This is a genomic window from Amycolatopsis sp. EV170708-02-1, from assembly GCF_022479115.1.
Lineage (GTDB): Bacteria > Actinomycetota > Actinomycetes > Mycobacteriales > Pseudonocardiaceae > Amycolatopsis.
Genome location: NZ_CP092497.1, coordinates 3571979 through 3583768, shown reverse-complemented (window position 1 = coordinate 3583768; position 11790 = coordinate 3571979). Strand labels below are relative to the sequence as shown.

The 11790-nt window shown below is 68.6% G+C and carries 8 protein-coding genes, 1 tRNA gene and 3 pseudogenes; 3 read left to right on the top strand and 9 right to left on the bottom strand.

All coding sequences use genetic code 11. The annotated features are described in order from the left end of the window. Positions 1–3 precede the first annotated feature (3 nt). Positions 4–1437, bottom strand: coding sequence for a diaminopimelate decarboxylase (lysA, locus tag MJQ72_RS16725; RefSeq protein WP_240600053.1), 1434 nt, complete (start codon positions 1435–1437; stop codon positions 4–6). Positions 1438–1443: 6 nt separating this feature from the next. Then, positions 1444–3098 (bottom strand): annotated as a pseudogene (argS, locus tag MJQ72_RS16720) (arginine--tRNA ligase). A gap of 203 nt (positions 3099–3301) precedes the next feature. Between argS and MJQ72_RS16715 the strand changes: the two are divergent. Beyond that, positions 3302–4092: pseudogene (locus MJQ72_RS16715) on the top strand (DUF3105 domain-containing protein). A 9-nt stretch (positions 4093–4101) separates the two neighbouring features. Next, positions 4102–4799 (top strand): annotated as a pseudogene (locus MJQ72_RS16710) (DUF305 domain-containing protein). 187 nt (positions 4800–4986) lie between these two features. On the opposite strand, the gene MJQ72_RS16705 reads toward MJQ72_RS16710, so the two are convergent. Together MJQ72_RS16705 and MJQ72_RS16700 are read right to left on the bottom strand one after the other, a co-directional pair. Continuing rightward, the gene (locus tag MJQ72_RS16705) at positions 4987–5904 is read right to left on the bottom strand and encodes a cation diffusion facilitator family transporter (protein ID WP_125689689.1); all 918 of its coding nucleotides are present in this window, start codon (positions 5902–5904) and stop codon (positions 4987–4989) included. 39 nt (positions 5905–5943) lie between these two features. Continuing rightward, the gene (locus MJQ72_RS16700) at positions 5944–7179 is read right to left on the bottom strand and encodes an epoxide hydrolase family protein (protein ID WP_240600051.1); all 1236 of its coding nucleotides are present in this window, start codon (positions 7177–7179) and stop codon (positions 5944–5946) included. Between the two features lie 232 nt (positions 7180–7411). Here MJQ72_RS16700 and MJQ72_RS16695 point away from each other — a divergent pair. After that, a tRNA-Arg gene (locus MJQ72_RS16695) sits at positions 7412–7484 on the top strand. A gap of 54 nt (positions 7485–7538) precedes the next feature. On the opposite strand, the gene MJQ72_RS16690 is transcribed toward MJQ72_RS16695, so the two are convergent. The 5 genes from MJQ72_RS16690 to MJQ72_RS16670 all read right to left on the bottom strand — a co-directional run bounded on the left by MJQ72_RS16690 (position 7539) and on the right by MJQ72_RS16670 (position 11716). Further along, positions 7539–7862, bottom strand: coding sequence for an ankyrin repeat domain-containing protein (locus tag MJQ72_RS16690; RefSeq protein WP_240600049.1), 324 nt, complete (start codon positions 7860–7862; stop codon positions 7539–7541). Between the two features lie 42 nt (positions 7863–7904). Beyond that, positions 7905–8288: a hypothetical protein gene (locus MJQ72_RS16685; protein WP_240600047.1), complete on the bottom strand. Its 384-nt coding sequence runs from the start codon at positions 8286–8288 to the stop codon at positions 7905–7907. 43 nt (positions 8289–8331) lie between these two features. Then, entirely contained in the window at positions 8332–8688 is a 357-nt protein-coding gene (locus MJQ72_RS16680) for a hypothetical protein (RefSeq protein ID WP_240600045.1), read from the bottom strand. A 74-nt stretch (positions 8689–8762) separates the two neighbouring features. Further along, positions 8763–9983 carry an aminotransferase class V-fold PLP-dependent enzyme gene (locus MJQ72_RS16675; protein ID WP_240600044.1) on the bottom strand — a complete coding sequence of 407 codons (1221 nt, stop codon included), beginning with the start codon at positions 9981–9983 and terminating at the stop codon, positions 8763–8765. Further along, positions 9980–11716, bottom strand: a complete 1737-nt coding sequence (locus MJQ72_RS16670; protein ID WP_240600042.1) for a CoA transferase — start codon at positions 11714–11716, stop codon at positions 9980–9982. Before MJQ72_RS16670 ends, MJQ72_RS16675 begins: the two co-directional genes overlap by 4 nt. Between the last annotated feature and the right edge of the window lie 74 nt (positions 11717–11790).

Below are 11790 nucleotides of genomic sequence, written 5' to 3'. Positions count from 1 at the left end.
TTGCTAGACCTCCAGGCGCAGCATGTCGTCCGTCGTCTCCCGCCGCAGCAGCACGCGGGCGCTGCCGTTGCGCACGGCCACCACCGCGGGCCGCGGCTGCCGGTTGTACCCGCTGGCCATCGAGTAGCAGTACGCCCCGGTGGCCGCCACGGCGAGCAGGTCGCCGGGAGCAAGGGTGTCGGGGAGCCAGCAGTCACGGACGACGATGTCGCCGGACTCACAGTGTTTTCCCACGACCCGGGACAGTGCGGCGCCCGCCTGGCCGTCCCCGTCGTCGTCGGAGGACCGCGATACGAGACGGCAGTCGTACACCGCGTCGTAGAGGGCGGTGCGGATGTTGTCGCTCATCCCGCCGTCGACGCTGACGTAGCGGCGCGCGGCCTTGTCGCCGAGCGAGACGTCCTTGATGGTGCCGACCTCGTACAGCGTGATCGTGCCGGGGCCGGCGATGGCGCGGCCGGGCTCGCCGGCGATCTTCGGCACCGGAAGGCCCGCGTACTCGCATTCCTTGCGGACGATCTCGCGGATCTGCGTGATCATCTGCGCGGGCGGGGGCGGGTTGTCCTTGTCGGTGTAGGCGATACCGAAACCACCGCCGAGGTCGACGATCGACAGCTGGTCGAGCAGATCGGAGCCGTGCTCCTTGGCGAGTTCGGCCAGCAGGCCGACCACGCGGCGGGCCGCGACCTCGAAACCGTCGGCGTCGAAGATCTGCGAACCGATGTGGCTGTGCAGGCCGATCAGCTTGAGCGACGGCGCGTTGAGCACGCGTCGCACGGCCTCGGCCGCGTCACCGGAGGCCAGCGAGAAACCGAACTTCTGGTCCTCGTGCGCGGTCGCGATGAACTCGTGGGTGTGCGCCTCGACGCCGACGGTCACCCGGATGAGGACGTTCTGCACGACGTCGTGGCGGGCGGCGACGTCGGCCAGCCGCGCGATCTCGTAATAGGAGTCGACCACGACCGTGCCGACGCCGGCTTCGACGGCGGCTTCCAGCTCGGACAGCGACTTGTTGTTGCCGTGGAAGGTGATCCGCTCGGCCGGGAAGTTCGCGCGCTGCGCCACGGCGAGCTCGCCGCCGCTGCAGACGTCCAGGCTCAGCCCCTGCTCGGCCACCCAGCGGGCGATCTCGATGGACAGGAACGCCTTGGACGCGTAGTGCACGAGCGCCGGGTCGTCGAACGCCTCGGCGTAGTCGGCGCACCGGGACTTGAAATCGGCCTCGTCGACGACGAACAGCGGCGTGCCGTACTTCTCGGCGAGTTCGCGGACGTCGACGCCGGCGATGCGGACGACACCGTCGCCGCCGCGGAAAGTGTTGCGGGGCCAGACTTTCGGGTACAGCCTGTCGAGTTCTTCCGGACTCGACGGCGGGAAACCGGAGGCGTCGGCGTGGGGGTAGACGTCGGCGTGGCGGGGGCCCGCGGGGTGAGCCATTCTGGGTTACATCCGTTCCGGAGCAGAGACACCGAGCACGTTGAGGCCGTTCGCCAGCACCTGGCGGGCGGCCTGGCACAGCGCGAGCCGGGCGAACGTGAGGGGGGTGGCCTCCTCGTCGCCCTGGGGAAGAACACGGCCCACGGTGTAGAACTTGTGGTACGCGCCGGCGAGTTCTTCGAGGTACCGGGCGACGCGGTGCGGTTCGCGCAGCTGTGCGGCCCGGCGGAGGATGGTCGGGAATTCGCCGATCGTGCGGATCAGATCGCCCTCGGCGGGCAGCGTAAGCAGCCCGAAGTCGACAGCGCCATCCGTTTTCAGGCCGAGGTCGGCGGCGTTGCGCTGCAACGAGGCCAGCCGCGCGTGGGCGTACTGGACGTAGTAGACCGGATTGTCGTTGGAGTGCTTGCGAAGCAGGTCCAGGTCGATGTCCAAAGTGGAATCGACGGAGTAGCGGATCAGCTCGTAGCGGGCCGCGTCGACGCCGACGGTGCCGACGAGGTCCTCCATGGTGATCACGGTGCCGGCGCGCTTGCTCATCCGGACGGGTTTGCCCTCGGAGACGAGGTTGACCATCTGGCCGATCAGCACCTCGACGACGGCCGGGTCGTCACCGAAGGCGGCAGCGGCGGCCTTGAGCCGGGCGATGTAACCGTGGTGGTCCGCGCCGAGCATGTAGATGCAGAGGTCGAAGCCGCGTTTGCGCTTGTCCTGGAAGTAGGCGAGGTCACCGGCGATGTAGGCCGGGTTGCCGTCCTTCTTGATGACGACGCGGTCCTTGTCGTCGCCGTGCTCCTTGGACTTGAGCCACCAGGCGCCGTCCTCGAAGTACAGGTTCCCGGAGTCCTTCAGCTGCTGGACCGAGGACGCCACCGCGCCGGACTCGTGCAGCGAGTTCTCGTGGAAGTAGACGTCGAAATCGGTGCCGAACTCGTGCAGGCTCTGCTTGATCTCGGTGAACATCAGCTCGATGCCGACGCGGCGGAAGGTCTCGGCCCGCTCGTCGTCGGGCAGCGAGAGCGCGCTCGGCTCCTGGCGGATGACCTCGGCGGCGATGTCGTTGATGTAGCCGCCCGCGTAGCCGTCCTCGGGGCGGGCTCGCCCTTGGCGGCGGCGATCAGGGACCGGACGAAGCGGTCGATCTGCGCGCCGTGGTCGTTGAAGTAGTACTCCCGGGTGACCAGGCCGCCCTGTGCGGACAGCACGCGGCCCAGCGCGTCGCCCACCGCGGCCCAGCGGGTGCCGCCGAGGTGGATCGGGCCGGTCGGGTTCGCCGAGACGAACTCCAGGTTGATCTTGACGCCCGCGAGCGCGTCGCCGAGGCCGTACTTCTCGCCGGCGTCGAGCACCTGCTGGACGATCTGGCCCTGCGCGTCGGCGGCGAGCCGCAGGTTGAGGAAGCCCGGCCCGGCGACCTCGGCCGAGTCGATGCCGTCGGTGGCCGAGAGCGCCTCGGCCAGCGCGTCGGCGAAGTCGCGGGGCTTCATGCCCGCCTTCTTGGCCACCTGCAGCGCCAGGTTGGTCGCGTAATCGCCGTGCTCGGGATTGCGGGGACGCTCGATCGTCACCTTCTCCGGCAGCACGGAATCGTCGAGGCCGCGCGCGGTGAGAACCTGCACGGCGGAGTTACGGACCAGGTCGGCGAGAGCTGCGGGAGTCACTCGCGGAATTCTAGGTGTGACCTGGTCCGGGCTTCGCAGCGACCGCCGGAAGGTGTGAGCCAAGCCGGTGATCTTGCGACTGTTCACGGTGATCAGACGCGCGGTCTCTACACTGGCCCGCGCAGGGACCACCCCCTTCGGAGAACGCAGGAGCCATGGCTAACGGGACAACCAGAAAAAAGGGCGCGTCGTCGAAGAACGCCATGAAGGCCGCCCGTAGTTCCGTCGTGTCCAAGAAGGGCACGCCCTGGGGCACGATCATCGCCGTCGTCGCGATCGTCGTCCTGGCTGCCTCGGTGGTCACCTATTACATGGTCGCTTCGGCGCCCAAGCGCGATCAGAAGAGCCGCGAAGAGGCCGCGGCCGCCTTCGCGCCTTCGCAGCAGGACCCGGACCCGTCCAAGCGGATCGCCGGCGTGACCACGGCCACCTATGAGGGTTCCGTGCACGTCTCGGCCGCCGAGCGCGTCGCGTACGACAAGACCCCGCCCTTCGGCGGTCCGCACGACCAGGCCTGGGCCGCGTGCAACGGCGTCGTCTACGAGAAGGCCGTCCGCAACGAGAACATGGTCCACGGTCTCGAGCACGGCGCGGTCTGGATCGCCTACAACCCCCAGCAGATCACCGGCGAGGCGCTCGACCTGCTGAAGGTGCGCGTCGAGGGCAAGCCGTACACGGTGATGTCGCCGTACCCGAACCTGGACAAGCCGATCTCGCTGCAGTCCTGGGCCACCAGCTGAAGCTGGACTCCGCCTCCGACGAGCGGATCGACCAGTTCATCGCCGCCCTGCGCACCAACCCGTACGGCGCGTACCCCGAACGTGACGCCACCTGCGACGCGCAGATCGAGCCGGGCGACTTCGACCCGACCCCGCCGGGGCCGGACGCGAAGCCGATGGACTACAAGGGCACCGCGGGCACGCAGCAGGACCAGCCCGGCGCCGGCCAGCCGTCCGCGCCCGCGACCCAGCCCTCGGCGCCCGCGAGCAAGTAAGTGAGCCAAGTGGACCCCGATCTCCAGACCGTCGACGACACTTCACGGTCGGCCAAGAGCCGATGGCTGGTGATCGGGGCCGCCCTGGTCGTCATGGTGATCCTCGGCTTCGGCCTCGGCGCCCTGACGACCCGGCTGATCGACTCCGAGCCGGAGCAGAAGACCCCGGCGCGGGCTCGGTCGAGGTCGGCTTCGCGCAGGACATGTCGGTGCACCACCTCCAGGCCGTCACCATGGCGGGCTGGGCGCGGGACCACACGACCGATCCGGCGATCAAGACCCTCGCGTTCGACATCGAGCGCACGCAGACCGGGCAGGTCGGCCGGATGAAGGGCTGGCTCGGCCTGTGGGGCCAGCCCGAGCAGACGACCGGCGCCTACATGACGTGGATGACCGAGCCGTCCGGCCACGGCGGGCACGGCGGCGACATGAAGCCGTCGAACGGCGCGCCGATGCCGGGGATGGCGACGTCCGCCGAACTCGCCAAACTGCGGTCGCTGACCGGCAAGGAGATGGACGTCTTCTTCCTCCAGCTGATGCTGCGGCACCACATGGGCGGGACGGAGATGGCACAGTACGGCCACGACCACACGTCGATCGCGGACGTGAAGTCGCTGACGCAGAGCATGCTCGTTTCGCAGGGCGCGGAGATGACCCTGATGAAGGGCCTGCTCCAGGAACGCGGCGCCGCTCCCCTGCCCGCCTGACCCTTACATTCTTCGCGATTCGGGTCAGAGCCAGGTGCGTCTCAACTACGTACCGCCGGATGCGCGGATGGCGATGTCGCGTGACTGGATGGACGACACATGTGCTCAGAGGGACGACACGTGTCATCGCCGGTCACGCCCGGTAGTTCGCTCTGCCAACTACCGCATTCAGAGGACGAAACGCGGGCTACCAGGAGAGTTCCCGGCAGCGTTGCGCGCACTGGGGCACTTCTATCTGCAGGGTCGCGTGCTCGATCGAGTAGCGGTTCGCCAGGAGGTTCTGCGCCTCGGTGAGCACCTCGGCCTGCTCGACGGTGGGCGCGATGGTGAGGTGCGCCGAAGCGACCTCCATGCCCGAAGTCAGCGTCCAGACGTGCAGGTCGTGGACGTCCTCGACGCCCTTCAGCCCGCCGAGTTCGGCCTGGATCCCGGCGACGTCGACGCCCTTGGGCGCGTGCTGGAACAGGATCCGCAGCGCGCGCCGGGCCAGGGCGTAGGTACGCGGCAGGACGAACAGGCCGATCGCGACACCGATGATCGGGTCGGCGTAGCGCCAGCCGGTCAGCAGCGTGATCGCGCCGCTCAGCAGCACCCCGACGGAGCCGATCAGGTCGGCGAGGACTTCGAGGTACGCGCCCCGGACGTTGATGCTCTCCTCCGCGCCCTTGCGCAGGACCATGAAGGAGACGATGTTGGCGACGAGGCCCGCGGCGGCGGCCAGCAGGACCGGCAGGCCGGGCACGGCGGGCGGGTCGCTGATCCGGCCGATGGCCTCGACCAGGACATAGCCCGCGACGCCGAACAACAGGATGGCGTTCCCCAGCGCGGCGAGCACTTCGGCGCGGTAGAAGCCGAACGTCCTGGTGAGCGTCGGGCCGCTGCGCCGGGCGAGCAGGATGGCCGCCAGCGCCATGCCGACGCCGAGGACGTCGGTGAACATGTGCGCGGCGTCGGAGATCAGCGCGAGCGAGCCGGTGGCGAACCCGACGACGAACTCCATGACCATGAAGCCGGCGCCGATGACCAGCGCGATCGTCAAGCTCTTCAGGTAGCGGCCTGACGCGCTCGACGGCGAGGCCGTCCCATGCCCGTGCCCGTGACCCATTGCTCCGCCTCTCGTGAAGTCGACAGGCCGAATATATTGTCACATGCGCATATGTGCAATACAGGTGAGCCTAAGTTCACCATGTCTTAAGCCACACAAGGAAGCCATCCCCCAGGAGGGCCTTCCCGAAACCTGGAACCGCCACGCACCGCTACCGAAGCGACCGCAAGAACCCCGCAACTGGCCGACGAAGGCCTCGGGCTGCTCGAACGCGGCGAAGTGACCGCCCTTGGCCAGCACCTCGTACCAGCGAAGATCGGTGTAGCGCAGCTCTGCCCAGCGCCGGGACGGCCGGATGATCTCGCGCGGGAAGATGGAGATACCCGAAGGAACTTCAACGACCGAGACGTCCCGCTCCTTGCTCTCCCAGTAGATCCGCGCCGACGAGGCCGCCGTCGCGGTGAACCAGTAGACGGAGATCGCGTCGAGCATCCGCCGCCAGGACAGCGCACTCTCCGGCGAGCCGTCGTTGTCGGTCCACTCCCAGAACTTCTCGGCGATCCACGCGGCCTGCGCCGCCGGTGAGTCGGTGAGCCCGTAGCCCACGGTCTGCGGACGCGTGGCCTGCTGCTGCGCGTACGCCGACCCGACTGCGCGGAACCGCCCGAGATCGGCGATCGCCGATTTCTCCTCCGCCGTCGGCTCACCCAGCACGGCCTCGTCGTACGGGACGCCCGCCATGTTCACGTGGACACCGATCAGCCGCTCCGGGACGACCTTGGCGAGCATGTTCGTCACCCCTGCGCCCCAGTCGCCACCCTGCGCGACGTACCGCTCGTAGCCGAGCCGGCCCATCAGCTCGTCCCAGGCCCTGGCGATGCGCTCGACGTTCCACCCCGTCGACGACGGTTTGCCGCTCCAGCCGAACCCCGGCAGCGACGGCGCCACGACATGGAACGCGTCCGCGGGATCGCCCCCGTGCGCGACGGGATCGGTCAGCGGCCCGAGCACGTCGAGGAACTCCACGACCGACCCCGGCCAGCCATGCGTGAGCACGAGCGGCGTCGCGTCCGGCTCCGGCGAGCGAACATGCAGGAAGTGGATCCCGAGACCGTCCACAGTGGTCTTGAAGCCCGGGAAAGCGTTGACCCGGGCGGCCAGCCCGAAGTCGTAGTCTTCGGCCCAGTACCGGCACAACTCCCGCGCGAAGTCCAGCGGGACACCCTGTTCCCAGTCGTCGACGGTGGCCGGCTCGGGCCAGCGCGTCGCGCGCAGCCGGGTGCGCAGGTCTTCGATGGCGACTTCGGGGATCCGCACCTCGAACGGTTCGATCACCAGGTCCTCCCAGTTCGTCGGTGCCACCAACGCTACGCATTTCGGCTGCCCACCGGCTCGCTCTGCGCCTGAACCAGCCGAAGGACCTGGTCAGAGACATTCAGGACCGGTTCCTGGCGCCACCGAACCGCACAACCGACCTGCTTGATGGCCCGCCTCGCCGGTTAACGACCACCACTCGCGAGGGCCCGCGGGACATGCGCTAAGCTTCCAACGTCGCCCAGGCGGCAACGCCCTCGTAGCTCAGGGGATAGAGCACTGCCCTCCGGAGGCAGGTGTCGCAGGTTCGAATCCTGCCGAGGGCACACAGTTGGACGGCGCTTTCAGCACTCCGTCATGGCGATCTTCACGACATCTCATCAGGGCCTTGATGCCCACGCCTCGAAGAGGGCCGACGCCAGCCAATGACGGCTTACGAAAGCCATGTGCTCAGCGCTGACGCCACAACCGCCATCGGAACGACGCTTCGGGTCCGCTCCCCGCGCCAGCAAGTAAGCCGTGACATCCACGTGCAGTGGCTCGCCCGTCTGCGCGTGACTGTCGATCTCGACGTCGACGGCATGGTGCAGCAACGTGAGCCCGCCATGCTCTTCGTTGATGTCGGCGCCGCCATCGAGGAGTTCACGAAGCAGCGGAAGATCGCACATCTCGACAGCCCAGTGGGCAGGACTCAGGTCGTTCACCGGTGAATGATCCCCCATCGTGAATACCTGCCGATGTTCCGGCTAGGACTCGATAGTTTTTATCGAGTCCAGCAAAGAGACAAGCTCGGCATTGGCCGCCAGACAGAAATTTTGGTCGGCCGCAGCCAGATCCGACATAACGTTGACATAGGTCGGATCAGCCTTCGCGAAGGCGTCACGAACCTTGACCGGCATCAGTGTCCAGTTTCGATGCTCGAAACCACCTACCCACTCCAACGTGCCGGAAAACTCTTGCACACATTGGGAAATACCTCTTCGAACGGCCGCGGACGGCTCGAGATAGCGCCACACGATCATCGGCGGGCAGACGAGACCGCTCAGGACACTTCGACCCACGGCGATGCGATACCAGCCAACTACGCCGTGCACAGAGAGAGCCTCGACCACGTCTCTCGCCACGATCATGACGCATACCTGCCACTGCGGGAACGGAACGAATCAGAAAGAGTCACTTGAGGAGTATTTGATCCCGGATTTGCACATCGGGGTGAACTCTGACCGCCAACTCGGCCTTCAGTGACTCCAGATCAGAGGTGACGACAATTTCGATAACTCCCTCTCTCTGACTCAGGGACAACATGACGACACCTTCCCGGAAGATGTCGGCAAGAACATCCTGACCGCGCATCCAGCGACAACGAATCGAGTTCCCGAGGATATCGCAGGAAAGATCGATCAAGTCCCCGGATACCGTCTCGTAACCCAGGCCGCGAACGGTGGCGTCTCCGCCCACCGGCGCTGTTTCCACGCCGAGAGCATCAACCCACTCGTCGTCACCAGGGAAGACAAGCTCCCCCAAGCCCATCGCGGCTCCCTCGTGGAATGACCGTGTCGTGCGCAAGCTACCAACCGCTCCCGAGACAAGCCATCGAGTCCGGCTCAGGATCCGGCGATGACCCGGATCCCGGCGATCAGGCGGTCGATGTGCTCGGGAGTCGTGCCGATGCCGATGCTCGCGCGCACCGCCGTCGGCGCGGTCGCGCCCGCCTGGTCCAGCAGCCGCCGGGTGAACGGGTGGGCGCAGAACAGGCCGTCGCGCACGCCGATGCCGAACTCCTCGGCCAGCCGGGTGGACACGGTGCGCGTCTCGACGCCGTCGACGGTGAACGACACGATGCCCAGCCTGTCCGGCCAGCCGCCGCCCAGGATCCGTACCGCGGGGATCTCCGCGAGGCCGTCGTGCAGCCGCGTGGTCAGGGCGTCCTCTTCGGCTCGGAGCACGTCCAGGTCCGCCGCCGCGAGGGCATCGCACGCGGACGCCAGCGCCACCGCGCCGATGACGTTCGGGGAGCCCGCTTCGTGTCGCGCGGCGCCGGCCGCCCAGTCGACGTCGCCGGGTCTGTCTCCGACATGTGCCGTGGCCCCGCCACCGGAGAGGTACGGCCGCGCGCGGTCCAGCCAGTCGGCCCGGCCCGCGAGTACGCCGACGCCGAACGGGGCGTACAGCTTGTGGCCGGAGAAGGCCACGTAGTCGAGGCCGAGCGTGGCGACGTCGATTCGCCGGTGCGGCGCGAGCTGGGCGGCGTCGACCGCGATGCGGGCGCCGAAGCGGTGGGCGGTGGCGGCCAGTTCGGCGAGCGGCCAGACCTCACCGGTCACGTTGGACGCGCCGGTGACGGCAAGCAGGACCGGACGCCCGGCGGCCTGCGCGGCGAGCGCGGTCTCGACGGCGGAAACCGCGCCCTCCGGCAAAGAAGGAGCCGGGAGGCGGACGACGTCGTTCCACGGCAAGAGGTTCGCGTGATGCTCGCCGTCGAACGTGACGACCACGGTGTCCGGCGGAACGGCGTGGGCCAGCAGGTTCAGCGCGTCAGTGGTGTTGCGGGTGAACACGACCACGTCGTCGGCGCGGCAGCCGAGAAACGTGGTGACGGACGCGCGGGCGAGTTCGTACTTTTCCGTGCACAGCCGCGAAAGCGCGCCCGCGCCCCGGTGCACGCTCGCGTAGAGCGGGAGCAGTTCTCCCACCACGTCGGCCACCTCGCGCAGGCAAGGCGCGCTGGCCGCGTAGTCCAGGTTGGCGTAGGCGATCTTCGTCCCGTCGGCCAGCCCCACCTTGACGTCGGAGCCCAGCACACCCAGCGTGTTCCCACTCATCATGAAGCTCCTCCAAAGAACCACGGTGAGACGGCGATCGCGCAGCCGTTCCGTTCGAACCGGCCGGGATGACGCGAGACGAGGGCGCCGAGATCGCGCCGGACGGGCACCGCGATCGAGCCCAGCACGCTTTCCCAGTCCGCCGCCGGGCGTGTGCCCAGCGCCTTGGTGATCGCGTCCGGCAGTTCTTCCTTGGGCGGCACGGGGATATCCAGTTTCGAGCACAGGGCCCCGACGTCTTCGGTCACGATCGCGAGCAGCCCGTCGGCCGCGGCGAAGACACCGTCGACGGCGGCAGGCGACGGCTCGCGCAGCAGCGCGTCGGCCGCGGCGAGCAGCGACGTCGTGACCGCGCCGCCCCGGCCGGCGCGCTCGCGTGCCACCAGCGCGGCCAGGATCCCTTCCGCCGAAACGAAACCGCCCGCGATGTCCACCATGATCATCAGCGTCGGACGCGGTGGTGCGCCGGCGGGCGTGAGCGCGTCGGCCACCCCGGAGTAGGCCTGGACCATGTAGTCCGTACCGGCGGGCGGGTGTTTCCCCAGCGCGTCGCCCCAGCCGCACGCGGCCGCGTAGACCAGCCCGGGGTTCACCGCGTGCATCGCGGCCGCGTCCAGGCCGAGCTCGACGTCCTTGCCCGGCGCCCAGTTGTGCAGGAACACGTCGGCGTCGCGGATCAGGTCCATGACCTCGTCGCGGCCCGCGGCCGACTTGAAGTCGATCTCGGCGATCCGCTTGCCGTCGTTGAGCACGCGGAACTTCGCCGAGCAGTCCCCCGCCATCGGCGGCATACCCCGCAGCGGATCGCCGCCCGGCGGTTCGATCCGGGTGACGGTCGCGCCGAGCAGCGACAGCAGCCGGGTCGCCAGCGGGCCCTGCACCCGGCGGGTCGACTCGACGACGTGGATCCCGGCGAGCGGCAGGCCGGCGTGGACACCGGGCGCCGGCCGCGCCGCCGGTCCGGCCCGAAGTGTCCACGGGGGCAGGCCCGCGTCCGGGTCAGCACGCCGCTCCACCACTGTCCTAACAGGACAGACGTGCATTCCGGTCGCGGCGGCGAGCGCGCGGATCTCCTCGAACGAGGCGGACTCGGCCGCTTCGTGCAGCTCGCGCGGAAGCACCGCCGACGCGCGCTCGTAGCGGAGGAGGAACGGCCGCCAGCCACGGGCGATCGCGCGCTCCGGCGTCCCCAGCGAGGCCCAGAATCCTTGCCAGGCCTCACCGCTGAAGGACTCGACCTCGAACGCGATCCCGTCCGCGGAGACGAACGGCGGCCGCGCCGTCGACGGCAGGTCTTCGTAGCTCTCGGGATCCTCGTCCGCGGTGGCCGCCGCGATGTACTGCCCGACCGCGAGCAACGCGACCCCGTCCGCGCCCAGCTCGACGCGAGACACGGGGTTTCCTCGCAGTTGAGCCAACGTCGCGGCCAGCATGCCCTGGACGGTGGCTATCCCGGTGAGGATCGAAACGTAGTCGACACCCAGCGGCCGCGGCTGCGCTTCGGACCGCCCGTGCAGTGCCATGATCCCGCAACCTGCCTGCACGAGGTTCTCCGAGAACGGCCCGTGCAGGCAGGCCTCGACCGAGACACCGGGCCCGCTCAGGCCGAAGGTATCGGGCGGGCCGCCACCGATGTCGGCCTCCAGCATCCGCAGCCGGTCGAGAACCGTCTCGACGACCGGCCCGGATCCGGGGAGATGGGCTTGAAAACCCTTCAAGGGCGCGGAAAACGACACGGCGAACCTCCATGCTGGAACGGCCTGGCGTCCGCTTGTGGCGGACGCCAGGCCGGCGGATCGAGGAACAAGGG

Excerpts from the sequence above, each read along its gene's own strand:
- MJQ72_RS16680 (WP_240600045.1), bottom strand. The coding sequence starts at position 8,688 with ATGGGCTTGGGGGAGCTTGTCTTCCCTGGTGACGACGAGTGGGTTGAT.
- MJQ72_RS16705 (WP_125689689.1), bottom strand. The coding sequence starts at position 5,904 with ATGGGTCACGGGCACGGGCATGGGACGGCCTCGCCGTCGAGCGCGTCA.
- MJQ72_RS16675 (WP_240600044.1), bottom strand. The coding sequence starts at position 9,983 with ATGATGAGTGGGAACACGCTGGGTGTGCTGGGCTCCGACGTCAAGGTG.
- MJQ72_RS16685 (WP_240600047.1), bottom strand. The coding sequence starts at position 8,288 with ATGATCGTGGCGAGAGACGTGGTCGAGGCTCTCTCTGTGCACGGCGTA.
- lysA (WP_240600053.1), bottom strand. The coding sequence starts at position 1,437 with ATGGCTCACCCCGCGGGCCCCCGCCACGCCGACGTCTACCCCCACGCC.